We start from the raw sequence: 23,770 nt of genomic DNA, 5'->3' as shown, positions 1-23,770 counted from the left end.
TAGCCTCGCTAGCCCCATGACTTTATCAACCTCAATACGTCCCCTTACCTGCCGCCTACTGCCCGCCCTGGCTGCGTTGGCCTTGGCTACGAGCTGCCGGGTAGCGGCGCCTACTGTGCAACCCGCGGCGGCCACCATGCCGGCGGCTTTCCCGGTCACTGCTGCCACCACCGATTCCGCCTCCGTGGCTGACCAGCCCTGGCGGCAGTTTTTCGGGGATCGGAACCTGGTGGGCCTCATCGACACGGCCCTGCAAGCCAACCCCGATTTGCGCACGGCCATTCAGCGCATTGAAATTGCGCGGGCCAACCTGCTGGTGCAGCGCGGGGCCTTGCTGCCGGCTGTGAACGGGGTAGCCAGCGCCGGCGTGGAGAAGTTCGGCGACTACACCCTCAACGGCATCGGCAATTACGACACCAACCTTTCGCCCAATATTGAGGGTAGGCAGCGCATTCCGAACCCTACCCCCGATTTCTTCCTGGGCCTACGCAGCTCTTGGGAACTGGACCTTTGGGGCAAGCTGCGCCAGCGCCGGCAGGCGGCCTACCTGCGGGTACTGGCTTCCGAGAAGGGCCGCCACCTGGTAGAAACGGCCCTGGTGTCGGAGGTGGCTCGCCTGTATTTTAACCTGCTGGGGCTGGATAACGAGCTGGCCGTGCTCAACAAAAACCAGCGCCTGCAGGAGCGGGCCCTGGAAATCGTGAAAATTCAGAAGCAGGCAGGCCGCGCCAACGAGCTGGCCGTGCAGCAGTTCACGGCCCAGTTGCTGCGCACCCGCAGCCTGGAAGCCGAGGCCCAGCAGCGCATTGCCGCCTCCGAAAACGAGCTGAACCGCCTGCTGGGTCGCTACCCCCAGCACATTGCCCGAGGCCTGCCCATTCTGCAGCAGCCCCTCCCCACCCAGGTGCAGGCCGGTCTGCCCACCTCCATGCTCCTGCGCCGCCCCGATGTGCAGCAGGCCGAGCTGGAATTGGTAGCGGCCCGCGCCGATGTATCGGCGGCCCGGGCGGCCTTCTTGCCTTCGCTCACGCTTACCCCCTTCATCGGGGTGAATGCCTACCGCGCCTCGGTGCTGTTCAACTCGCCCGGCTCCCTGGCTTACGGGCTGCTGTCAGGACTCAGCGCGCCTTTGCTGAACCGCAACGGGCTGAAAGCCGACCTGCGCCGCTCGGCCGCCGAGCAGCAGATTGCCTACAACGACTACCAGAAAGCCGTGCAAACCGGCTTTGAGGAAGTCAGCACTAGTCTGCGTGGCATTGGCAATTACCAGCGCATGTTTGAGTTGCAGCAGCAGGAAGTAGAAGCCCTGAACAAAGCCGTAAGCGTGTCCGACGACCTATACAAAGCCAACTACGCCTCCTACTTGGAGGTAGTAACTGCCCAGCGCAGCGTACTGGATGCCGAGCTGAACCTGACCCAAACGCGCCGCCAGCAGTTCCTGTTGCTCATTGACCTCTACCGCGGGCTTGGGGGCGGCTGGACGCCGGCACCGGCAACGGAGCCTCAGCGGTAATTGAAAACCGCGTTAGTTCGAGAAGAAGCGAGTAGCATAGGCTACCCTTTCACGGTGCCTAGGGCTCCTCGTTTCTGCTTAACGGGCAGATTCTTCGCCTTTATCCACTGCTTGAAAGCTCAACTAGGAGCAAACCCGCAAAGTATGTAGCAAGCTGAACTACAGGGTTCTTTCAGGTGAATGGTGGGCTAACAGAATCTGGGGAAGGGCTCAACACCAGCGGCCTGCCCCGCGTATTTCCTGCATCCACCACCAACCACCTTTCCCATGGCTACTTCCCCTTCCCCCGCTACCACCTTCCGCCTGGGCGGCGACCTGACCATCAACCGCATGGGCTACGGCGCCATGCGCATCACCGGCGACGGCATCTGGGGTCCGCCCCAGGACCACGACGAGGCCATCCGGGTGCTGCAGCGGGCCGTGGAGCTGGGCATCAACTTCATTGACACCGCCGACAGCTACGGCCCCAACGTATCGGAGGAGCTGATTGCCGAGGCCCTGCACCCCTATAAGTCGGGGCTGATTATTGGCACCAAGGGCGGGCTGCTGCGCACCGGCCCTAACCAGTGGCCCATTGATGCCAGCCCCAAACACCTGCGCGAAGCCCTGGAGGGCAGTCTGCAGCGCCTCAAGCTCGATAAGATTGACCTCTATCAGCTTCACCGCGTTGACCCCGAAGTGCCGTTTGAGCAAACCCTCGAGTTTCTGCAGCAGGTGCAGGAAGAAGGCTTGGTGAAGCACATCGGCCTCTCGGAGGTAACCGTGGAGCAGATTCAGCAGGCCCAGCAGTACGTGAAAGTGGTGTCGGTGCAGAACATGTACAGCGTGGACAACCGCAAGTGGGAAGCCGAATTGAACTTCTGCGAGAAAAATGGCATGGCCTTTATTCCGTGGTACCCCCTGGCCGGCGGCAATGAAGAGGCCCTCAACAAACTGACCAAAATTGGGCAGAAGTATAACGCCAGCAAGCAGCAGGTAGCCCTGAGCTGGCTGCTGCACCGCTCCCCCAACATTCTGCTGATTCCGGGCACCTCCAAGGTAAAGCACCTGGAAGAAAACGTACAGGCCGCGTCCCTGGCCCTCACCCTCGACGACATGGCCGAGCTGGAAAACCTCGGCGGTGGCTCTTCGGACGCAGAATAAACCGCCATTGTAACCCCACGCCCGGTTCGTACGAAGCACTACCGTAGTCCTTCGCATGAGCCGGGCTTTTTCGTGGCCTCAGCCAACCCCTTGCGCGGCCCTCACTACCCCATCCTTCGTCTTAAACGCCTACCCCCTTTTCTGCTATGAACTCCTTCCTTCTCACAAGCCTCACGTTGGGCACGAGCTTACTTGCCCACGTTGCCGCCGGGCAATCGGCGCCCAAACCTACCGCGCCCAAGTACGTGCGCACGCCCACCGGCTTTCTGATGGTGCTGCGCCAGGGCGACAATGTGCTGCAGGAGCTGGAGCAGCTGACCACGCGAGAAAAAATTCCGGGGGCCAGCCTGGCCGGCATCGGGTTCGGGCACCCCACCTTCGGCTTCTGGAACGCCCAAACCAAAACCTACGACCCCAAAGCCTTTCGCGACGTGGAAATGGCCAGTCTCACTGGCAGCATTGCCTGGAAGGAGGGCAAGCCAGCCCTGCACCTGCACGGCGTAGCCGCCGACAAAACTTTTGCCACCGTGGGCGGCCACATACTTTCGCTGGAAGTGGGCACGGGCTCCATGGAAATTACCGTAACCGTGCACCAGCAGCGCCAGATTCGGGAGGTGGATGAGCGCAACGGCGCCACCGTCATGAGCTGGTAAAGTCCTCGCAACCTACTGACAGGTAGCAGCAGCGTGCGTACCTTGCGCGGTAATTGAGCCGCCTTCATCTGGGCCGGCTACCGTGTTTTTATGAGCAAGACTATCCAGATTGGTTCGCTATCAGTGGAAGTAGTGCGCAAGGCCATCCGGACCATGCGCGTAACGGTGTATCCGCCGGCGGGCCGGGTGCGCGTGGCCGTGCCCCTGCGCCTGCCCGAGGAAACCCTGCGTGAGTTTGTGCTTTCCCGCCAGGCCTGGATTCAGAAGCATCAGGAACGGTTTGCCGCCCTACCCCTGCCCGCCGCCCAAACCTACAGCACCGGCGAAACCCACTACTACCAGGGCCGCCCCTACACGTTGCGCGTGCACGCCAGCGCCGGCCGCCCCCGCGTAGCCCTTACCGATGAAACCCTGAACCTGCACGTAGCGGAAACTGCCCCCCCTGAGGAGCGGGCCGCCGTACTCAACGCCTGGTACCGCGCCCGCCTAAAGGAGCAGATTCCGGCGTTATTGGCCTACTGGGAGCCGATTGTAGGCGCGCGGGCCGATGCCTGGGGCGTGAAGCAGATGAAAACCCGCTGGGGCACCTGCAACATCGGGGCCCGCCGCATCTGGCTGAGTCTGGAGCTAGCCAAAAAGCCGCCGGGCTGCCTAGCCTACGTGGTAGTGCACGAGCTGGTACACCTGCACGAGCGCCTGCACAACGCCCGCTTCTGGGGCCTGATGGACCAGTTCATGCCCGATTGGCGCCAGCATAAAGCCGCCCTGCAAGCCAACCCCACCGGCCAGCAACCCACCGGCGACGATGCGGATTAAACGACCTACCTGCTTTAAGGCGGATGAGCCGGTGGAGATGACTGAACGAGCATAAAGAACGGTCATGTCGAGCTTGTCGAGACATCTCGCGTGCTGATGTTGGATTATTATTGCAACGTCAGCACGCGAGATGTCTCGACAAGCTCGACATGACTGCAGTATAGAAATATACAGCTCTAGCCTCACGCTTCAGCTTCCTACCTCTCCACCGCCACCAAACCTCCCACCCACCACGGCGTTGCCGGCCGCAGGCGCGTACACGCTAGAAAACGTGTACTCTATAACCGCAAAAGCATAGCCTCTCAAAACGATTTGCAACGCTTCCTAGACGCCCAGCGCACGGATTACCCGGTGGCGTTGGCCGAAATAAAAAATGGCCGCAAGCGCAGCCATTGGATGTGGTACATTTTCCCGCAAATCCGGGGCCTAGGCTTCAGCGAAACCTCGAAGTTCTACGCCATTCAGGACCGCGCCGAAGCGGAGGCCTACCTTCAACACCCCGTGCTAGGGCCGCGCCTACTGGAAATATCCCGGGCGCTGCTGGCCCTGCCTGGCACCAACGCTACCGCCATCTTCGGCAGCCCCGATGATGTGAAGCTGAAATCCTCCATGACGCTGTTTTCCTGCGTGCCCAACGCCGACCCCATCTTTGAACAAGTGCTGGACAAGTTCTTCCACGGCGACCCCGATGGCAAAACCCTACGGCTGCTTAGCGGCACTTAAGTTTGCCCGTCACTATAAATTTAAAAATCCATTAATATTTTCAACGCAACAATTTTTTAATATGATTACGAAACAGCTTTTACCTGCAAATGTCATTATTACTAAATATATATTTTGCACCTAAACAAAAGGTTCTTTTATGAAGAACAGTTGCCTTTTCCTTATATTACTAGCGGCTTTATCTTGTAATCAACAAACAAATCAGGCTTATAAAACACCACCAGAGAGAATCAAAGACGTGACTATAAACCTGGCTGATAGCTCAGATAGTCAAGGTAAAATTACTATTAGCTTACCGGCCCGATATGACACTGTCTTTAACTGGGCAAACCACTCTGATTGTACATCTTGCTTTGATTTCAGATATCGTGCCCAACCAAAGAATCGTACCCTTTTGAAGGAGGATGGTTTTTTCTGGAAAATACCGCAGGATTCGATAGAGAGGTTTACAATCGTACACTCAGATTCCTATGGAGTAAAGATTAAAGCAGACTCCTCTAGCGTATTTAGCTTTCACAATTCAGAGCAAAAGGATAACCTAGTCAGATTCAGAGGAAAAATACCTTCCGGCATCTTACTTTCAGACACAATAGAAAAGATAAATAACAGGTTCTTCTCCATATTCACCTACTCGGAGCATGACTCGTTAAGTCAACACATAGCCCAAAGATTAGAAGCAGTAACTATTACTAAGTCATTATTGCTTCGTTTAACTTTTGAATTACGAACTACTCGAGAAGCTCCAATCAGTAAAGATTTTTTGTCGCATTCTAGATATTACTTAAGAACTTTAAAGCTGAGTGAGTAGATATATCAACGATAAAATCAGCATAGTCATACCGTCTTGCTAAGCATGACTATGCTGATTTTATCGTTGATGATATTTTAACAATAAGCTGCTCTACCCTCGCAAAATTCCTTCAATCCGCTCCAACTCTTCCGTGCTGAATTGTAGGTTGTCCAGGCAGCGCAGGGAGTCGGAGAGCTGGTCGGGTTTACTGGCGCCGATGAGCACGGAGGTTACCCGCTCGTCGCGTAGAATCCAGCTCAGGGCCATTTGGGCCAGGCTTTGGCCGCGCTCCTGGGCCAGGGCGTTGAGCTGTTGTACTTGGCCAAGACGCTCGGGCGTGAGCTGATTTTCAGTGAGAAAGCCTACCCCCTTCGCCACCCGCGAATGTTCGGGGATGCCGTGTAGGTACTTATCCGTCAGCAGGCCCTGGGCCAGGGGCGAAAACGGGATGCACCCTACCCCCTCCTGGCCCAGCAAGTTCAGCAAACCGCCTTCTACCCACCGTTCAAACATCGAGTATTTGGGCTGGTGAATCAGGCAGGGCGTGCCCAGCTCGCGCAGAATCCGGATGGCCTCGGCGGCCTCCTGGGGCTGGTAGTTGCTGATGCCCACGTACAAAGCCTTGCCTTGGCGCACTACCTGGTCGAGGGCGCCCATGGTCTCCTCCAGGGGCGTGTCGGGGTCGGGGCGGTGGGAGTAGAAGATGTCCACGTACTCCAGCTTCATGCGCCGGAGGCTCTGGTCGAGGCTGGAAATTAGGTATTTGCGCGAACCCCACTCGCCGTAGGGCCCTTCCCACATGTGGTAGCCGGCCTTAGTGGAGATAATCAGCTCGTCGCGGTAGCCGCGGAAATCCTCTTTCAGGATGCGGCCGAAGTTGGTTTCCGCCGAGCCGGGAGGCGGGCCGTAGTTGTTGGCCAGGTCGAAGTGGGTCACGCCGCTATCGAAGGCCCGGTGCAGGGTAGCCCGGAAGTTCTGGAGCACGTCCACGTCGCCGAAGTTGTGCCAGAGGCCGAGCGACACGGCCGGCAGCTTCAGGCCACTGCGGCCGCAGCGGCGGTACTGCATGGTGGCGTAGCGGGCGGGGTTTGGTTGGTAGGGCATGGGTAGGAAAGGGTAGATAACGTTAGGGCGGCAAGTACGCAGGAAGCCGGAAATACACCGTACGATGCCCACTGTTTTTGCGCTGGCCAGTCTATTTTCCCGACCTTTTGCCCGGCGACCCGGCCGGCACCGGGGCCTACCCCTTCCTTTCGCCTCAACTGCGTGATGAGCACCCTGATACCAACCTACCGGCTGCAGTACTTCGCCCGCCCCGACGATGAGGCAGCGGACGTGTTCTTCCTTGACGAGCACACGCACACCGGCGGCCCACCCCTCGGGGTACCCTACCGGGGCAACTACTACAAGATCGGTATCTGCCTGCGCGGCACGGCGGAGCTGAAGGCTAACCTGGAAACCCACACCATCGGGCCCGGCAGCCTCATGCTCATCACACCCCACATTATCAAGGAGTGGACGTCCTTTTCTCCGGACCACGACAGCCTGTCGGTTTTCTTCACGCCGGAGTTTCTGACCGCCCGCAACCACATTCCCGTCGGCCACCTGCAGTTTCTGGAAACCGTTGCCCAATCCGTACTCCCCCTGGCGGCTGCGGAGGCGGATAGCATTACGGCGTCGTTGCGGCTGCTGCAGCAGAAGTTCCAGGCCCCGGCTCCCTACCGCCATCAGGTCATCAAAAGCCTCATCAACAGCTTACTCTACGAGGTAGTGGGCCTGTACGACCAGCAGCAGGCGGCGCTCCAGGCCACCCAGACCCGCAGCCAGCTGCTCACGGCCGAGTTCAAGCACTTAGTAAACGCACACAGTACCTCCGAGCGCAGCGTGAAGTTCTACGCCGACTACCTGTGCATCACGCCCAAGCACCTCACCGAAACGGTAAAACAGACCACCGGCAAAACCGCCGGCGAGTGGATTGAGGAAGCCGTAATGCTGGAAGCCAAGGCCCTGCTGCAAAACCAGCAGCTCACCGTAGCCCAGGTCGCCGACCTGCTCCACTTCACCGACCAATCGGCCTTCAGTCGGTTTTTCCGCAACAGCCTCGGCCTCTCCCCCACGGCGTATAAGCAGGCCAGCTGAGTAGAGCGAACAAGCTGCATACTAGAGCAAGCTAGTTCCCCTCCTCATCTGAGGAGGGGAACTAGTTTCTAGCTTTTAGTTAGACGGGCTGATACTCTGGAACCTTTGCTTTCCGCCATTTCGCCCAACCTTCCCGCCCTTTTGCCCTTCCCGGCGGCGGCCTCACGGAGCACCTTTGCAGTGTATCCGTCACTCATTTTCCTTTTTCTATGATTCTGATAACCGGCGCTACCGGCCACATCGGCTCCGTTGTTCTGGAGCAGCTCCTGCGTAAGCTCCCCGCCCACCAGCTCGCCGCCCTGGTGCGCGACGAAGCAAAAGCCGCCCACCTACAAGCCCAGGGTGTCAGCATCCGGGTAGGCAACTACCGCGACCTGGCCTCCCTGGAGCAAGCCATGCAGGGCATCAGCAAAGTGCTACTCGTGTCCGGCGGGGCCGACGAAGACGGCCTGCAGCAGCACTACAACGTGGTGGATGCCGCCCAAAAGGCTGGCGTGGGATGCCTGGCCTACACCAGCCGTGCCCTCCAGGACCCCGCTACCCTCACCAACCAGCTGATGGAGCGTCACTTCCAGACGGAAGACTACATTCGGGCTAGTGGCCTCTCCTACCTGCTGTTTCGCAACATCCTGTACATGGACACGCTGCCGCAGTTCGTAGGCCCACAGGTGTTTGACAAGGGCATTCAACTCCCGGCCGGCCAGGGCCGCGTATCTTTTGCCCTGCGCCACGACATGGGCGAGGCCATTGCCAACGTGCTGGCCGATGACGCCTGCGAGAACCGCATCTTCACCTTCACTGGCGGAGCTACCTATTCCTTCACCGACGTAGCCCAGGCCCTGAGCGAGCTATCCGGCCGGCCCGTGACGTACACCCCCATTGAGGCGCCCGAGTTCCAGGCCCGCCTGCGTGCCCAGGGGTTGCCGGAGGTAGCTGTGGAGTACATCACGGGCTTTCTCATCGACATCAAAAACGGCCAGGAATCCATCGTCACCGCCGAGTTGGCCGACTGGCTGGGCCGCCCGCCCACCCCGCTGCGGGAAGGAGTGCAGGAGATTTTCAAGTCATAACGCAAGGCTTCATCGCCCGAAAGCCCGGCCATATAGCCGGGCTTTTGTGTTATTAGCGAGGTAGCCCGTTTGGCAGATAACCGCCATATTGCCTGCCACCAAACCCTGTTCCAGGCTCCTCAACCATATGCCTCCGCAACCCCGTTCCCTCCGGCCTTTCATCGGGTCTAAAGATTTTGCCGTGTCGCGTAGTTTCTACCGCACCCTCGGTTTCACGGAAGCCGTGTTGTCACCGACCGTGTCCTATTTCACGCTGCAAGGCGTGGGCTTTTACCTGCAGGATTACTACGTGCCAGACTGGGTCGGCAATACTATGCTCTTTCTGGAAGTGGACGATGTGGAGCAGTACTGGCAGGAGCTGACGGCCCTGGATTTGCCCGGCCAGTACCCTGGCGTGCGGGTGCTGCCCATCCGGCAGGAGGCCTGGGGCAAGGAAGGCTTCGTGCACGACCCCTCAGGGGTTCTCTGGCACATCGGGGAGTTTAATAAACAGTAGTAACGCTCCTTCCTGCTGCTGCCGAGAGCTTAATCTGTTGCTTATGAAGCTGTTTTTAGTTTTCGCTTTGCTGCTGGCTCCCCTGCTGGATTTCCACCTTCGATCAGTCAATACTCTACCTGCTCATATTTGGCCCAGATGGAAAGATACAGAAGAGCCACACGCAGGTTCTAGGCTATAATTAACGGCTTCAACAAGTAAGCTAACTAATGCAATTGTAGTAGCCAACGAGCTAAATAAATTCCCGGTTGAACTCTCTGCTTGGCTGAATCAGAAAGGCAGGAAAGGTTCGAGGACGTTACGCCTGACGTGTACGCAGTTCTTCCGTATCGTTTCACCAACGCACATATGGTAGGTGTATGAGCGAATGGAGAATTACTATTTACCATATAATGACCAGTCACATTCATTCTTAACGTAGTAGTGTCCACTCTGCTACCCTCTAAGAAAATACTATCCTGAACGTTGTGCCTTACTGCTAACAACGAAGCTCCGGTTGGAGAAATAATTAAGCGCTTAAGTTCATTATCAGCCCGTCCAGGTCGTATCTCAACTACCAGTATGTCTAGTGGCAATTGACTCGCTTCAAAAGCACTGATTTGCTTTTCAAACTCATCGAATTTAATCCGCATCGGCTCCTGCAGTTCTGAGAATGTGCATGTATGGGGTATTGCCGTAATAGTATTACTATGATGTGGGGTACGAGTACAGGCAGATACCATCAGCCAACTAATAGCGACTAAAAGATTATATGGTTTCATAGAAGACAGACTCATCTTAGTCCGCCAAAGTTAAATTTCTCCCCGACCTTCGGCCACCTTTTCCCCGATTTCGTTGTTACGAACGATTCGTATAAGACCTCTAAAAGTTGGCTGAACAACCTACCTATACTGACCCGTACGCGCTGGAAAAAGAGCTGCGTAAGGTGCAGGCCCTCATGAAGCTCGAGCAGCAGGAGGACCTGGAGCAATTCAAAATCAAAAGCGCCCAGGCCACCATTGCCGAGCGCCAGAAGCGGGGCCTGACCTGGTATCCCGTCAAAATCACCTCCGAGGACATTGGCTTTGGCGGCAAGCTGGTTATTGAGCTGGAGCGTCCGGCCGGGGCCGGTGGGCTGCACCTGTTTCAGGTGGGCAAGAACGCGGCCCTGTTCGGGAATATTCCCGGCCGCGCCGCCACCGACCGCCCTACCCTCTCGGGGGTGATTACCAGCGTGAAGCGCAATAAAATCCTACTGGCTACCACCAAGGAAGACCTACCCGACTGGGTGGAAGATGGCAAGCTGGGCGTGGACCTGACCTTCGACGAGGTGAGCTACCGCGAGATGGAGTACGCTCTGGGCAAGGTGATGGGCGCCTACGAGAGCCGCCTGGCCGAGCTGCGCGACGTGCTGCTGGGCGCCAGGCCGGCCCGCTACAAGCCCGAGTCGGAAGCCACGCTGTACTACCCCTCCCCCTTGAACGAAAGCCAGTTGGCGGCGGTGCGCCACGTGCTGGCGGCTCAGGACGTAGCCATTATTCACGGCCCGCCCGGCACTGGCAAAACCACCACCCTGGTGCAGGCCATCCTGGAAACCATCCGGCGGGAGCGGCGGGTGCTGGTGTGCGCCCCCTCCAACACAGCCGTGGACTTGCTCACCGAAAAGCTGGCCGAGCGCGGCGTGAACGTGATTCGCATGGGCAACCCCTCGCGCGTTTCTGATTTGCTGCTGGAGCACACCCTCGATGCGCAGATTATGGCGCACAAGAGCTACCCCGAGCTGAAAAGCATGCGCCAGACGGCCGAGCAGTACCGCGAGCAGGCCGGCAAGTTCAAGCGCCATTTCGGCTGGGAGGAGCGCGAGGAGCGCCGCCAGCTCAAGGAGCAGGCCCACTTGCTCTTGCAGGAGTCGGACCAGTTGGAGCGCTACATCACCGAGGACCTGTTGGAGCAGGTGCAGGTGATTACATGCACCCTGGTAGGGGCCGGTAACCGCGCCATTCGCCACCTCACCTACGAAACGGTGTTCATTGATGAGGCTGCTCAGGCCCTGGAGCCGGGCTGCTGGATTCCCATCACCAAAGCCAACCGCGTAGTGCTGGCCGGCGACCACCAACAGCTGCCGCCCACCGTGAAAAGCGAGAAAGCGGCAGCTCAGGGCTTGCGGGAAACTTTGTTCGAGAAGTGCATCCGGCGCCAGCCCGAAACGGCCCGCATGCTGAAAGTGCAGTACCGCATGCACGAGCAGATCATGGAGTTCAGCTCGGAGCAGTTCTACGAAGGCCGATTGAAAGCTGCCCCCAGTGTGGCCCACGCCGACCTGCCCGACTACGACCTGCGCTTCGCCCCGGATATGGCCGTGGAGTTTCTGGACACCGCCGGCTTCGGCTTCCAGGAGCTGACCATTGACGAAAGCCGGTCCACGGCCAACCCCGAGGAAGCCGACCTGCTGCTCAAGCGCCTGGCCCAATTGCTGGAGCCCTACGATGCCGCCGACCACACCGAGGACCTGCTCACCATCGGTGTTATTGCCCCCTACCGGGCCCAGATCAACTACCTTAAGGATGCGGTGGAAGATAACGACGAGCTGGCCGGCCTCATGGAGCACCGCATGCTCAGCATCGGCACCGTGGATGCCTTCCAGGGCCAGGAGCGCGATATTATTGCCATTAGCCTCACCCGCTCGAACCCCCAGGGCGAAATAGGCTTCCTCTCCGACATCCGCCGCATGAACGTGGGCATGACCCGCGCCCGGCGCAAGCTCCTGCTCGTCGGCGACTCCAGCACCCTGGGCTCCCACCCCTTCTACAAGGCCTTCCTCGACTACGTAGAAAGCATAGGCGCCTACCGCACCGCCTGGGAGCTGCAGTGAGTAGTGAAGTGGTGAGTGAATAAGCTGTCATAGCGAGGAGGCACGACGACGCCATCCTTCCTCCCATTTGTGATAAGCCTTGGAACCAGATAAGCCCTTGACGCTACCATACGTCAAGGGCTTTGTCACATTTCTGGGGGTAGTACTTCGTGAAGGACGGATGGCGTCGTCGTGCCTCCTCGCCATGACAACTCACCACTCCCTCCGTATTTTTCCCAGTGCCCCGTACTAACACGGAAAAGCCCCTTCGCTGCGAACGGGGCTTTTTTTTGTGCGTACCACCGCTACCACCCTACCCCTTCCCCTCTATGAAAACTTACACCATTGTCATTCACGGCGGCGCCGTGACCATGGACCCCGCCAAAATGACCCCGGACCTGGAAGCCGCTATCCGTCAGGGACTACAGGAGGCCCTGCAGGCCGGCTGGGAAATTCTGCACCGGGGGGCTCGGCCGTTGAGGCGGTGGAGGCCGCCGTGTGCAGCATGGAAAATAACGAGCATTTTAACGCCGGCCGGGGCAGCAGCCTCAACAAGCAGGGCGAGGTTGAAATGGACGCCTCCATCATGGACGGCCGCACCTTGAAGGCCGGAGCCGTGAACAGTGTCCGCTACGTAAAAAACCCTGTTAGCCTGGCCCGCACCGTGATGGAACGGTGTCAGCATGTGCACATTTCCGATGAAGGAGCCGTAGAATTTGCCCTGCAGCACGGCCTGACCATGGAAGCCGTGCACTACTTCGAGACGGAAAAGGCCCGCAAAGAATGGCTGGAAATCATTCAAGACGAGGAAAAGCAGCCCCAGGAGCACGATACCGTGGGCGCCGTGGCTCTCGACCAGGACGGTAACCTAGCCGTGGCCACCAGCACCGGCGGCATCGAAGGGCAGCTCAAGGGCCGCGTCGGCGACTCGCCCATCATCGGGGGCGGCTCCTATGCAGCCAATGAGGCCTGCGCCGTATCCTGCACCGGCGACGGCGAAGTAATTCTGCGTGGAGCCCTGGCCCATGAAGTATATGCCCTGGTGAAGTACCGCGGCCTTACTGCCCCTGAGGCCTGCCGCGAGGCCGTGCAGCTCCGCGACGAAGACCTGAAAGGTGACAAAGGCTTCATTGCCATCGACAAAGACGGCAACGTGGCCATCGAAAGCAACACCAACATCATGCGCTGCGCCTACCGCATCGGCGAGCAGGAACCCTTCGTGGCCGTGTGGCGCGAGGAGGTACGGTAATACCCACCCTGCTCTTGTTATCCTGACGAAGGAAGGCCCTCTACCAGGAGTAATTACTCTTGGTAGAGGGCCTTCCTTCGTCAGGATGACAGGGGTTATTACTTCAGGCTGATGTAGGACATGGTGTGCGGGGCGTCGGAGCGGGTATTCACGAAGTTGCGCTCGGGCTTGTCGAAGTCGGAGACGTAGAGGCGCTGGCCTTTGAGCAGCACTTCGGCGGGCTGGTCCAGCAGGCCGTCGCGGCCGTCGGTGTCGCCGTTCTGGGCCAGAGTCGTCACGGCCAGGGTCTTCAGGTCGATAACCTCAATGGCGTTCTGGCGGGAGTTGCAGACATAGGCCTTATCCGTTTTCCGGTCGATAATCAGCCCGTCAATGCACGGAATCTTCTTGCCCGTGAGCGTGAGGGTTTCCTGCCGGGCCAGGGTGCCATCGGGCTTGAGAGTGACGCGGTAGAAGGTACCGTCGCCGAAGGAGCCGGTGTACAGGCGGCCCTGGCTGTCGTAGTCGAGGCCATCGACGCCGTTGTCCACGTTGGTTTCATTTACCGTTGTCGTGAACAGGGCCAGCGCGTGCGGGTCCTTGGTTTTGGGCTGCAGGTGAATGGGTCCCTTGTTCAGCTCGGCCAGGGTAAAGCGGAAAATGGCGCTACCCTTGTCGTTGCCGGGCAGGTCCCACTGGCTGTCGGTCACGTACAGGGTGTTGCCCTTCCAAACCACCGCGTTGGCCAGGCCAAACTTATCAACTACCGTCTCCACCTTGCCGGGCTTGCCGTTTTCCACCCGCACCCGCATCAGCCTCGATTTGAAATCCTTGCTGTTTTCGTACTGGTTTTCGGCGTAGTACAAGTGGCCGTCGGGCCCGAAGGCCAGGTCCATGGGCGCCGCTTTCTGGGTGGTGGGCTCCACGGGCAGGTTGGTGAGGTAGGTCGAGAGCGAGTCGTCGGTCATTTTCATGAGCACGGCGGGGTAGGCGTTGTTGGCCAGGTTGGGTACCGACAGAATAATGGAGCCATCGGGGGCCAAGGCCAGCCCGTCGGGGGTGTTGTGGGCCTCGTCCAGGGTGTGCAGCAGCTGCGGCTGCCCGATGGTGGCCACGGTATCGGCGGTGGGCGGTACGTGCGTAGCGGTGGAGTCGGTGGGTTGCGCGGCGGGGTTTTGCTCCGTTTTAGGCTGATTTTGCTGACAGCCGGCCAGCAGGGCGCCACCCAGCAGCAGGGCAGTAAGGGAAGATTTCATAGGACGAAGGCAGGCGCAACGCGCAGAATAAAAAGCAGTTTACTTTCTCAAGCTTAACGGTGGGCTTACCGGGCAGTTAGCCGATGCCATAATTTTACAAAGCCGCCTGAGGCCCCGTAAAACGCAATCCGCCCCACTCCGGCACCGACAAATCCGGGCTATTTCCGTAACTAGCCTACCGAAACCCAATTCTCCACTTCCAGCCCCGGACGCCATTGTCCACCCCGAAACATGGCCCAAATCAGCGAAAACAAAGTCGTTACCATCACCTACGACCTGAGCGTAACCGACGAAAACCAAGAGAAAGTCCTCGTAGAATCGGCCGAGGAAGATGCCCCCATGGTATTCCTGTTCGGCCATAGCGGCCTGCCTGAAGAGTTTGAGCGTCAGCTTGATGGCAAGCAGGCCGGCGACTCGTTCACCTTCTCCCTCACCCCCGAGCAAGCCTACGGCGACTACGACCAGCAGGCCGTAGTGGACATCCCGAAGAACGTATTCGAAATCGACGGGCAGATTGACGAGGAAATGCTGCAGGTCGGCAACTTCCTGCCCATGGCCGACAACCAGGGCCACCACATGCAAGGCAAAGTAGTGGACATCGGCGCCGACTCGGTGAAGATGGACTTCAACCACCCCCTCGCTGGCATGGTGATGCACTTCGACGGCAAAGTAGCCGCCGTCCGCGACGCCACCCGTGAAGAACTCGACCACGGCCACGTGCACGGCGAAGGCGGCCACCACCACTAGGCCTTACCTAGCTGTTCAGAAACTAAAAACGGGGCCGCTTGGCCCCGTTTTTCATTATCAGTGAGTAGAACTGACTTCTACTTTTTACTGGCCTATCAGACGGAGTGAAGCTTCCCGTCTGATCGGCCAGTAAAAAGTATAGAACTATATCATCAATCTCATTCGTCGGACATAATGCGACCGGCTACCCCTGCCCGCAACTCCGGCCAGAACTCCTGGAAATCCGCTTCGTACGCGGGCAATTCCGCCAGAAACGCGGCACCTCCGGTAGCCAGCACCGCGGCGGCGGGCACCCGGCGCGAGAGGCCCAGCAGGGCCCGCTCCAGGCCGGCCGGCTGGGCGTAGCCGGTCAGCCAGTCGTGAAGGCGCATGTAGTGCAGCATTTCCTGCAGGCGCTCGGGTAGCTCGTGGCGGCGAAGGTGGAGCAGGGCATACATACGCTGGGCGAAGACCGAGAGGGGTTCAGCGGGGTTGGGATGGTAGCGGGCGAAGTCGCGGGCCAGCAGGTGGTCGTAGCCCACGTCGGCCACTACCCCTGCCCACTTGCCCAAACCTGCTGCGCGCAGGCGGGCGGTGGTGCGGCGCACGGCCGGGTGCGCATCGGTAAAGGAGTCGATAAAGCGGTGGAGCCGAATGCCTTGCTGCACGGTTTCGGGGTAGGCCAGCAGGCCCGCGCGGCCCCGTAAGGCCTCGGCGGCAAAGTTGCCTACCACTATATCGGGGTAATGAGGGGTAGTGCCGGGAGAGCCGGAAAGCAGCAGGTGAGCCAGGAAGTTCATGGGCGGATGTACGAGAAGCAAAGATGGCACAACTGAACCTTCGGGCGCGGGGCGCGTATTTCCTGGACCATCCTACTCTACCAAAACCAAAACCTGAACATAATGGCTGAGCAAGTTGCCCAAAGTCACGACGTGACCAAGCTGATCGAACGAATCCAGGATATCAAGATTGCCATGCTGACCACCGCCGACGCGGAAGGTGGCCTGCATAGCCGCCCCATGTACACGCACAAGCCCGAGGCCGACGGTGTCCTGTGGTTTTTCACGGAGAAAGATTCGGCCAAGATTTATGAGGTGCGCAAAGACCAGCACGTAAACCTGGGCTACTCCAAGCCCGACGATAACCTCTACGTGTCCATCTCCGGCACGGCTTCGGTACTCACCGACCAGGCCAAGATCAAAGAGCTGTGGAGTGAAGGCCTGCGTGCCTGGTTCCCGAAAGGCCCCGAGGACCCCAACATTGCCTTGCTGCGCATTACCATTGACCGCGGCGAGTACTGGGACCAGCCCAGCAGCGTGCTGGTGCGTGCCTTCGGCTACGTGAAAGCCGTGGCCACCGGCGAGCGGTACCAGCCCACCGGCGACGAGCACGCCAAAGTAAACCCCAGCTAACGAGGGCTACCTCTTTCGTATAGCAAAGGCCGGAAGCTTATTCCGGCCTTTTTTGTTGTTTCGTGCTGGCGTCGGTTCCCACAGAGGAACGCGGATGTTTGCGCAAAGGACGCAGAGTCCTTTTATTCCCCCCTTTTCCCGTGCTTACTACCCTTTCCATTCTTACCCTGCTGCCCGACCAGAAACGGTGGGGCTTCGCGCAGATGGGCACCGCCCAAGGGCCTCTGCAGCAGGTAGCGGGCCTGCGGTTCCAGAAGCTGCTGGGCAGCGGAGCCGGTGGCTTCGGGGCCCTGCCCAACCTGCGGCGCTACGGCTTCATGGCCGTGTGGGAGTCGGAAGCGGCGGCGGCCCGGTTTTTTGCCGAGCACCCCTTGTGGCAGCAGTACCAGCAGCGCACCTCCGAAATCTGGACTGCCGAGCTGGTGCCCCTGAAGTCGCACGGGCTTTGGGATGGTGTTAACCCCTTCGCCTACCCCTCCGAAATGGCCGAACCCACCGGCCCCGTGGCGGTACTTACCCGTGCCTCTATCCGGTGGCAGAAAACGCCCCGCTTCTGGCGCTACGTGGCCCCGACCAGTGCCACGGTGGCCCACGCGCCCGGTGTGCGGGCTGCCATTGGGCTAGGTGAGTTGCCAGTAGTGCGCCAGGCTACGTTCAGCCTCTGGGAGTCGCAGCAGGCCATGCAGGACTACGCCTACCGCAGCGAAAAGCACAAGCAGGTCATCAAGCTCACGCGCCAGGAAAAGTGGTACGGGGAAGAGCTGTTCGCCCGGTTTCGGGTGGTGCGCACCGAGGGTACCTGGGACGGCCGGGCGCTGTAAGCGGCGCCAGTTTCCGAACTCTGAACCGTAGCCTTCATCCGGCCAGTTTCCTTCATTAACTTCTTCCTGTTGGGCGTTCCCTACCGCAATTTTATACGCCCCTCCTGTTGCCCTGCCTAAGGAGGTAGTCAGCGAGACGAAAAGCCTTTTAGCGGGCACTAAACCAGCTTTATCGGGCACTTCTCCTTGTTTATCCGGACTTCAGTTCTGCGCCAGATCAGCTGATTACGATGGTTTCGGCAGAAGGCTTCCAGTAAAGTTTTCTATCTTGGCGAGCTACCATATTATTGATATCACCTATGATTTGTCCAGTTCACTCTTTACAGGAGCGCATTGCCGTGCAACGCACTGCGCCCCCTTACCCGGTGTAATGACCCAGGTTCCTACCCCCGGTTACATGGATAAAGTGTCGTTTCCCGTTTTCGAGGGTAGCTGATAACACCAGCCAGGCATATTCCTACAGAGGGCAATTAATCAGGACTTTACGCTAGACTTTGCATCCTATGTATAGCTTCACCCTAATTCCCGGAACCGTTTTCGACGCCGAAGGGGGCCCGGCCGGCGAGCCCTACACGCCAGGCAAAGCCTATTCCTCTACCCGGCACGGCCGATTTGTTATCGGGAGCGTAGGTCCGCACACCAGCCCCGGGCGGTGGCCTTTCTCAGTAGTGCCCTGGGGAGCCGACATTCGGTTGGATGCAAAGGGCTACGTAGAGGTGTTTATGCAGGGTAAATGGCAACACCTGCACACGTTGCCCGCCTGGCGGGATACATACGCTAAAGATCCTGCGGGTGCCCGGTCTGCTCTGGAGAGTCGCTATAAGGACCTGCAAAGAAGCACCAAGTCGCTTTTCAAGGTTGCCAAGCTGCCGGGGCAGTGGGAGAATGCGCTACCGGCTAAGTGGGTCTTCAACGACTTTGGCCAGGTATCTATCAAGTACTTTGTTGATTACAACGGAAACAGGCGGCTGGATGCTACGGCAAAGGCGGGCAGGAAAAAGGAAGAGATACTCAGCGACTTCCTGCACACAACCACCGATTTTGAGCTGGTAGCCTTGATGAACCGGGAGCTAAAGAGAAAAGAAACCATGCCCCTGGGTCAGTCGCACGGCTGCGTACATATGATTCCCAACGTGATGCAGGACTGGGTCAAGAAAGGCATTCTGAAGGTGGGTGCCACTCTCCAGATTCATGAGTATGCCGTAAGCCTGGTTCCGCGCGGCTTCGATAAGCCGGAGGGCAGCGTGGGGCAGGAAATCCACTTCTTTCCAGGTGCCAAGAAAATAGCCCTGTACAATGTGGCCAAAAAATAGCCAGCCTACGGTCCGGCGCGGTAGCTCCTGCAGCCTACCAAGAGCATGCCTGGGTGCCTTTCTGGCTGGGTGCGGCCAGACGAAGGGCGCTCTTCCTAAGGCATCAGCTCCCATGCACGTGCCGAGCGTGATAGAGGTAGTAGGCCACTACGCCGTTCAGATGGCACAGGGCAAACCGCTTGCTACCGTAGAAAGCAGGTGGTATGGGGGTGATACCTTGCCCAGCTTTAACCCGGACAGCTCTTCGTATATCTTGGCCTTGAACACCTGTGTAGTGGAGGCATATCTGGATAAGGAGAAGTGCCTGAAATCTGTTTTTATCTCCGCCCGCCGTCCTGCTTCTCCTGCGAATACAATAGCTACCCCACCTAAACCCGACAGATTAATTCGGCTGGGTGAGCTCCGACGACTCTTTGGGCCGGGTCAGATTAGGCCAGCCATGCTCACCAAGCAAGAAGAATGGCGACGGTATCCGGTGGAATTCAGCTTTCTGCTTTCTACCAAGAGCCGAGAGGCAAGCATTCGGGCCTCATTACCCACGCCGGAGTACGCTGACTCGGCCATGGTGGACTCCATTTCGCTTTTTGCACAAGAATAAGACGAGCGAGAGGCAAGCTGGTTGGCAGCTACTTTCCGTAAACTATACGCACACTTATTGCCGGTTAAATGATACTGAACAGGAGGAAAGTTTACCCGCTTTTGGTAACAATAGGGCTGTTTAGCTGCGGCACGGCCACTGAGCGCCACGCCGATACCGCTGCCCAAGCCCCACCTGTGAGCCTGCTTTCCATCGTGAACCGGTATGCATTACAAATGGCCAATGGCACCCCCATCACCAATCTGCGGAGCCAACGGCTGAGCAGCCACGATTCGCTTCCTCAACTCAGCCCCGACAGCACGTCGTTCACCCTCGTATCAGGCCCTTACGATATTCAGGTTGATCTGAACAAGCAGCAACAGCCCGATTACGTTTTTATCTCGGCCCATCATCCGGTTCCCGCTACCCCCGCAGCTACGAGTAACCCCGGTAGCTTCTCGGCTCCCGCCGACCGATTGATCCGGTTAGGTGAGCTACGCCGGGTTTTTGGCCCTGGCAAGCCGGAGCGCGTTATGGAAGTCATGAATGCCCCGTGGCAACGCCACCGGATTTCGTTTGGCTACCAACCCCGCCCCAACGCCCGCAAGGTAATGGTGACGGCTACCCTGCCCCATTCCCATTTCGCTGATTCCTCTATGGTACACGAAATTGGTTTATATGTAGCCTCCCATTAGTTAGCCACAGAGCATCCACCACATGAATAATCGATTTTCACCGTTTGGGCCTCCCGGAGGGGTAGGAAGTCTAAGTCTTCGGATTCAACTACCTTACCAACCATCTTTTACGGCGTACCGTTAGGGCAATCCTTTCGTCCCCGACTCTAGTTGTTGCACATTCCTTTCTCACGTATATGGCACTACAGGTAGATACCCGCATTCAGATTGGGGGTAAAGAAATTCTGGAGTTTACCAGCTTATCCATTAGTCAGTCCTTGTTCGGGCACCATCATTTCAGCCTGAACATCCCCTTTGATCGGCTGGAAGGCAACACGGGCACCTTCCTCTCGAAGGCGCACAAGGAGCTGTGCGGCAAGAGCATTACCATCTCGTTCGGCACCTCCGACGACCTGCTGGGTGCTTTGGGCAACGGCGGTAAAACCGACTTCGACTTTACCTTCCAGGGCATTGTCACGCAGATAGAGGTAGGCAACCAGGGCGACCTTACCGGCTCGTTTCAGGTGCAGGGCTACAGCCCTACCTACTTGCTCGAAGACGCCCCCGTGCGCCGCACTTTTCTAAAGCAAGGCCTGGCCGCCATCTTCAAGAAAGTGCTCCAGCCCTACCCCGCCGACCTGCTGGCCCTGCGCGCCCAGCCCAAGCACACGGCCCCCATCCCCTACCTGGCCCAGTACGACGAAAGCAACTTCGCCTTCCTGCACCGCCTGGCTGCTCAGTACGGCGAGTGGTTTTACTACGATGGCAAGCAGCTGCAGCTAGGCCGGCCCGCGGGCAAGGAAATCGACTTTGTCAGCGACGGGGTGCGCGCCTCCTTTAACCTGAACATCTCGCTGCGCCACTCGGCCTTCGTGGTGTCGCAGTACAACCTGCAGCAACACAAGACGCTGCAGTCCTCGTCGGCCTCGCAAAGTGTAAGCTGGCTGGGCCAGAACCCGTTGGCCAGCTTTGCCCTTTCGGAGTCGGAGCGGTTGTTCCCCAACCCCATGCAGCTGCCCTCCGCAGTAGCCCTCGACAGCCAGGCCACCGCCGAGCAGGTGGCAGCGCGCTACAAGTCGCAGCATGCCACCAACCTGGTAAGCTGCAACGGCTGGGGCGAAAACCCCGATATGCAGCTGGGTAGTGTCATCAACGCCTCCGGGGTAGGCCTGGGCAGCTACGTGGAAAGCGAGGAGTCGTTCGGCAAGTACTTCGTTACCTCCATCGTGCACACGGTGGATGAGCTGGGCAACTACAATAACATCTTCGAGGCCGTGCCGTGGTCCTCAGAGCACCCGCCCCTGGGCCCCTACCGCGCCCAGCCCGTAGGGCACCCCGAGCTGGCTGAGGTATTCGACTTGCAGGACCCCGAGCGCCTGGGCCGGGTGCGCGTGCGCTACTACTGGCCCGTAGAGAAGCCCACCGACGCCGAAAGCGACTGGGTCCGCATCAGCACGCCTTACTCCGGCGACGGCAAAGGCCAGCTGTTTACCCCGGAGGTAGGCTCGCAGGTGCTGGTAGGCTACGAGCACAACCGCGCCGAGCAGCCCCTGATTCTGGGTAACCTCTTCCACCCCAGCAACAAGCAGGGCAAAAAATACACCCATCCTCAGAACAACCTGAAGGGCCTGCAGACCGCCGGCGGCAACAAGTTTGTGATGGTAGATACCCAGGGGGCGCAGCAGATCCTGATTTCTAACTCCAATAAGAAGGGCACTTCCCTGCTCATCAGCTTTCAGGAAAACGGCAGCATCTCGCTAACCTCTAACGGGCCCATCACCCTCAACTCCGGCGACACGATTTCCATTGAAGCCAAGAAAAACATTGTGATGCGGGCGGGTCAGGATATCGAAGTAATGGCCCAGAAAAACGTGCTCGTGGCTACTCATGAGGAAAGTATCGCGCTGCAAGCCCAGAAGGAGCTGCTACTGAAAGCCGTGAACGACGACCTGACGCTGGAAGCCGCCGGCAAAAAACTGGTTGCCAAAGCCGCCGATGATGTGGAAATAGCCGCCAGCGGTGTTACCAAAATCATGGGCAGCGACATCAAATGGAGCAAGCCTTAATGGGCGCTTGCCTTGTGGTGTATGCATAAGGGTGGGGCGCGGCCCCGGTTTCTTGATTAGCTTACTTTCTGGTGCCTGAATGAAAATTCGTGATGCTTTAGCTTCTGCCTTTCGCTCCTCGGCCCGGTCCCGGCCAGATGTCCGGACCTCAACCGGGGTGGGCTCAGCGGCTACGTACGAGGTCCTCATTCAGTGGGAAGAATTTTTGGATGGCGAGCTGCGGACTACCCACATCACCAAGCAGTTGCAGGTGCTACTCACCCCGCGAGGGGCCGGACGTGTTATCTTCTTTCGGGCTAGCCAGCCTGCGCTTGTACAAAAGGAGGAACCGGAACATATGCAGCGCATGGCCCTGCAGCTCTCCGCCCTGTACGCGGAAATAGAAGCAGAGCTGAGCCCAAACGGAGAACTAAGCTCCTTGCTCAACCACGCCGAGCTTGTCCTTACCTGGGCAAACCTACGGGAGGAGCTGATAGCCAACAGCAGCCCCGATGATGCCGTCACACACAAGCTGATTGCGCTGTTTGATGCCCAAATGGAGCAGCCGGATAAAGTGCTGTACTCCCTACGGCACGACTACATGTACCAGGCACTGGCCATGAGCCTAAGGGCTTCGGAGCAGTTTAACTCACCGCCCATTCAGGTTCAGCGCGAGTTTTCGCAGTTCTTTCCGAAGCTCGACCTGCGTTTTCATGAAACCAGGCAGCTGGTGGCTGCTGAGGCTGATGGCATCCACTATACCTTGCGCGGCTCGCCAGATACCCAAAGCATTGACACCGCCGCGGTGCGCCAGGCTATGCACAATGCCCTCACCACCAACCCCGCCGCTGCGCCTACCCCGGCCGGAGCCCCGGAAGAGCCGCTGCATTTGGGCTACGAGGCAGCGTACAGCCTAGACCAGGCCGACGGCTTGCCGCGCCACCTGCATCTTACGGTGTACGGGCGCCTGGCCCAACGCTACAACAAACAATATACGCTTACCCTAACCCGTATTCTATGAGCCAGACCGGACAGGAACTCGTGTGCACCGGTGCCATCTGCCGCTGCGACAAAGGCTCGCTACCGAGCATGCTGCAGGTTAATAGCCAGCAGAATGTGTACCTGCAGGGGAAGCTAGTGGCTACCAGCCAGGACAAAACGTTTCTGCCTTTTGGTACCTGCATCGTGAAAAACAACATGCCTTGCACACCCATGCTGCTGTTTTGGCAGGACGTATTTGATCTGGTAACGGTACAGAGCCCTATTAGCAACCCATTACTGGAGAAAAGCACCATCAAGTGCGCCATCGGCGGTACGGTAAGCATCCTGAGCACCCTCCAGATTGCCGTGCCGGGCCTGCCTTCCCCGCCCCGCGTTGAAATGGCACGTACCTCCTTTATGAGCCTGTGCCCATTGCTGATAAATGAGTAATGCTCCTTACCCCCCTTCCTGTTGCCATGCATAAGTTCTGCTGGGTACTGGCTTTACTGGTCCTGAACAGCTCCCTGGCCAGCTGCCAAGCTAGATCTTCCGACCGGAAGCCCA

General features: G+C 58.5%; 21 protein-coding genes. 18 read left to right on the top strand and 3 right to left on the bottom strand.

Translation table 11 applies throughout. The features are described from left to right. Nucleotides 1-16: 16 nt before the first annotated feature. The 5 genes from FGZ14_RS04705 to FGZ14_RS04685 all read left to right on the top strand — a co-directional run bounded on the left by FGZ14_RS04705 (nucleotide 17) and on the right by FGZ14_RS04685 (nucleotide 4,848). On the top strand, nucleotides 17-1,513 hold the full coding sequence (locus FGZ14_RS04705) for an efflux transporter outer membrane subunit (protein WP_139921722.1): 1,497 nt from the start codon (nucleotides 17-19) through the stop codon (nucleotides 1,511-1,513). A 267-nt stretch (nucleotides 1,514-1,780) separates the two neighbouring features. Next, on the top strand, nucleotides 1,781-2,656 hold the full coding sequence (locus tag FGZ14_RS04700; protein ID WP_139921720.1) for an aldo/keto reductase: 876 nt from the start codon (nucleotides 1,781-1,783) through the stop codon (nucleotides 2,654-2,656). A 146-nt stretch (nucleotides 2,657-2,802) separates the two neighbouring features. Further along, on the top strand, nucleotides 2,803-3,309 hold the full coding sequence (locus FGZ14_RS04695) for a PPC domain-containing DNA-binding protein (RefSeq protein WP_139921718.1): 507 nt from the start codon (nucleotides 2,803-2,805) through the stop codon (nucleotides 3,307-3,309). Between the two features lie 90 nt (nucleotides 3,310-3,399). Further along, nucleotides 3,400-4,125 (top strand): M48 family metallopeptidase, encoded by a 726-nt coding sequence (locus FGZ14_RS04690; protein WP_139921716.1) that lies wholly within the window; start codon nucleotides 3,400-3,402, stop codon nucleotides 4,123-4,125. Nucleotides 4,126-4,437: 312 nt separating this feature from the next. Then, nucleotides 4,438-4,848, top strand: a complete 411-nt coding sequence (locus FGZ14_RS04685) for a DUF1810 domain-containing protein (RefSeq protein WP_308217168.1) — start codon at nucleotides 4,438-4,440, stop codon at nucleotides 4,846-4,848. A 901-nt stretch (nucleotides 4,849-5,749) separates the two neighbouring features. Here FGZ14_RS04685 and mgrA read toward each other — a convergent pair. Continuing rightward, on the bottom strand, nucleotides 5,750-6,742 hold the full coding sequence (gene mgrA / locus FGZ14_RS04680; RefSeq protein WP_139921712.1) for an L-glyceraldehyde 3-phosphate reductase: 993 nt from the start codon (nucleotides 6,740-6,742) through the stop codon (nucleotides 5,750-5,752). Nucleotides 6,743-6,907: 165 nt separating this feature from the next. On the opposite strand from mgrA, the gene FGZ14_RS04675 reads away from it, so the two are divergent. From FGZ14_RS04675 to FGZ14_RS04650, 5 genes are all read left to right on the top strand, one after another. Further along, a complete protein-coding gene (locus FGZ14_RS04675) occupies nucleotides 6,908-7,777 on the top strand; it encodes an AraC family transcriptional regulator (RefSeq protein WP_139921710.1) in 870 nt (289 codons plus the stop codon). A 209-nt stretch (nucleotides 7,778-7,986) separates the two neighbouring features. Beyond that, nucleotides 7,987-8,847 (top strand): SDR family oxidoreductase, encoded by an 861-nt coding sequence (locus FGZ14_RS04670; protein WP_139921708.1) that lies wholly within the window; start codon nucleotides 7,987-7,989, stop codon nucleotides 8,845-8,847. A 127-nt stretch (nucleotides 8,848-8,974) separates the two neighbouring features. After that, nucleotides 8,975-9,343 (top strand): glyoxalase, encoded by a 369-nt coding sequence (locus tag FGZ14_RS04665; RefSeq protein WP_139921706.1) that lies wholly within the window; start codon nucleotides 8,975-8,977, stop codon nucleotides 9,341-9,343. 868 nt (nucleotides 9,344-10,211) lie between these two features. Continuing rightward, nucleotides 10,212-12,194 carry an AAA domain-containing protein gene (locus FGZ14_RS04660; RefSeq protein ID WP_139921704.1) on the top strand — a complete coding sequence of 661 codons (1,983 nt, stop codon included), beginning with the start codon at nucleotides 10,212-10,214 and terminating at the stop codon, nucleotides 12,192-12,194. 484 nt (nucleotides 12,195-12,678) lie between these two features. Beyond that, nucleotides 12,679-13,422: an isoaspartyl peptidase/L-asparaginase family protein gene (locus tag FGZ14_RS04650; RefSeq protein WP_139921700.1), complete on the top strand. Its 744-nt coding sequence runs from the start codon at nucleotides 12,679-12,681 to the stop codon at nucleotides 13,420-13,422. A gap of 98 nt (nucleotides 13,423-13,520) precedes the next feature. Here the strand turns inward: FGZ14_RS04650 and FGZ14_RS04645 are convergent, their stop codons facing one another. After that, on the bottom strand, nucleotides 13,521-14,657 hold the full coding sequence (locus FGZ14_RS04645) for an SMP-30/gluconolactonase/LRE family protein (RefSeq protein WP_139921698.1): 1,137 nt from the start codon (nucleotides 14,655-14,657) through the stop codon (nucleotides 13,521-13,523). A gap of 231 nt (nucleotides 14,658-14,888) precedes the next feature. On the opposite strand from FGZ14_RS04645, the gene FGZ14_RS04640 reads away from it, so the two are divergent. After that, nucleotides 14,889-15,404 (top strand): peptidylprolyl isomerase, encoded by a 516-nt coding sequence (locus FGZ14_RS04640; RefSeq protein WP_139921695.1) that lies wholly within the window; start codon nucleotides 14,889-14,891, stop codon nucleotides 15,402-15,404. 158 nt (nucleotides 15,405-15,562) lie between these two features. On the opposite strand, the gene FGZ14_RS04635 is transcribed toward FGZ14_RS04640, so the two are convergent. After that, on the bottom strand, nucleotides 15,563-16,204 hold the full coding sequence (locus tag FGZ14_RS04635) for an ACP phosphodiesterase (protein WP_139921693.1): 642 nt from the start codon (nucleotides 16,202-16,204) through the stop codon (nucleotides 15,563-15,565). Nucleotides 16,205-16,285: 81 nt separating this feature from the next. Here FGZ14_RS04635 and FGZ14_RS04630 point away from each other — a divergent pair, with 81 nt between their 5' ends. The 7 genes from FGZ14_RS04630 (at nucleotide 16,286) to FGZ14_RS04600 (ending at nucleotide 23,656) form a co-directional block, all read left to right on the top strand. Then, nucleotides 16,286-16,795 carry a pyridoxamine 5'-phosphate oxidase family protein gene (locus FGZ14_RS04630; RefSeq protein WP_139921691.1) on the top strand — a complete coding sequence of 170 codons (510 nt, stop codon included), beginning with the start codon at nucleotides 16,286-16,288 and terminating at the stop codon, nucleotides 16,793-16,795. Between the two features lie 140 nt (nucleotides 16,796-16,935). After that, nucleotides 16,936-17,616, top strand: a complete 681-nt coding sequence (locus FGZ14_RS04625; RefSeq protein WP_257883339.1) for a spheroidene monooxygenase — start codon at nucleotides 16,936-16,938, stop codon at nucleotides 17,614-17,616. Between the two features lie 503 nt (nucleotides 17,617-18,119). After that, nucleotides 18,120-18,929: a hypothetical protein gene (locus FGZ14_RS04620; protein ID WP_139921689.1), complete on the top strand. Its 810-nt coding sequence runs from the start codon at nucleotides 18,120-18,122 to the stop codon at nucleotides 18,927-18,929. A gap of 699 nt (nucleotides 18,930-19,628) precedes the next feature. After that, a complete protein-coding gene (locus FGZ14_RS04615) occupies nucleotides 19,629-20,201 on the top strand; it encodes a hypothetical protein (RefSeq protein ID WP_180754491.1) in 573 nt (190 codons plus the stop codon). Between the two features lie 176 nt (nucleotides 20,202-20,377). After that, nucleotides 20,378-22,246 carry a type VI secretion system Vgr family protein gene (locus FGZ14_RS04610; RefSeq protein WP_139921684.1) on the top strand — a complete coding sequence of 623 codons (1,869 nt, stop codon included), beginning with the start codon at nucleotides 20,378-20,380 and terminating at the stop codon, nucleotides 22,244-22,246. A 79-nt stretch (nucleotides 22,247-22,325) separates the two neighbouring features. After that, nucleotides 22,326-23,246: a hypothetical protein gene (locus FGZ14_RS04605; protein WP_139921682.1), complete on the top strand. Its 921-nt coding sequence runs from the start codon at nucleotides 22,326-22,328 to the stop codon at nucleotides 23,244-23,246. After that, a complete protein-coding gene (locus FGZ14_RS04600) occupies nucleotides 23,243-23,656 on the top strand; it encodes a DUF4280 domain-containing protein (RefSeq protein WP_139921680.1) in 414 nt (137 codons plus the stop codon). The genes FGZ14_RS04605 and FGZ14_RS04600 overlap by 4 nt, the downstream gene beginning before the upstream one ends. Nucleotides 23,657-23,770: the final 114 nt, after the last annotated feature.

It is taken from the genome of Hymenobacter sp. DG01, from assembly GCF_006352025.1.
Taxonomy (GTDB): Bacteria; Bacteroidota; Bacteroidia; order Cytophagales; family Hymenobacteraceae; genus Hymenobacter.
The sequence above is the reverse complement of the archived record's forward strand: the minus strand, read 5'-3'. Positions and strand labels throughout refer to the sequence as shown.